The 281-nt window shown below is 49.5% G+C and carries 2 tRNA genes; both read left to right on the top strand.

From position 1 onward, the window contains the following. Window positions 1–51: 51 nt before the first annotated feature. Window positions 52–127, top strand: a tRNA-His gene (locus tag M3Z76_RS19685). 22 nt (window positions 128–149) lie between these two features. After that, window positions 150–230: transfer RNA gene (locus M3Z76_RS19690), tRNA-Leu, on the top strand. The last annotated feature ends 51 nt before the right edge of the window (window positions 231–281 follow it).

Here is a 281-nt window from a genome sequence, read left to right on the forward strand (position 1 = left end):
CGTTGCTTCCCCCCCTCCCACCCCCCCTGCCAAATATATTTACACAACATGGCGGTTGTGGCGAAGTGGTTAACGCACCTGATTGTGGTTCAGGCATTCGTGGGTTCGATTCCCATCAGTCGCCCCATTTTTTCTTAAAATATTAATATGCGGGTGTGGCGGAATTGGCAGACGCACTAGACTTAGGATCTAGCGCCTTTGGCGTGGGGGTTCGACTCCCTTCACCCGCACTTTTAATAAAATATCTCAAACATGTCTTGCGGAAGTAGTTCAGTGGTAGA

It is taken from the genome of Metasolibacillus sp. (genome assembly GCF_025291715.1).
Lineage (GTDB): Bacteria > Bacillota > Bacilli > Bacillales_A > Planococcaceae > Metasolibacillus > Metasolibacillus louembei.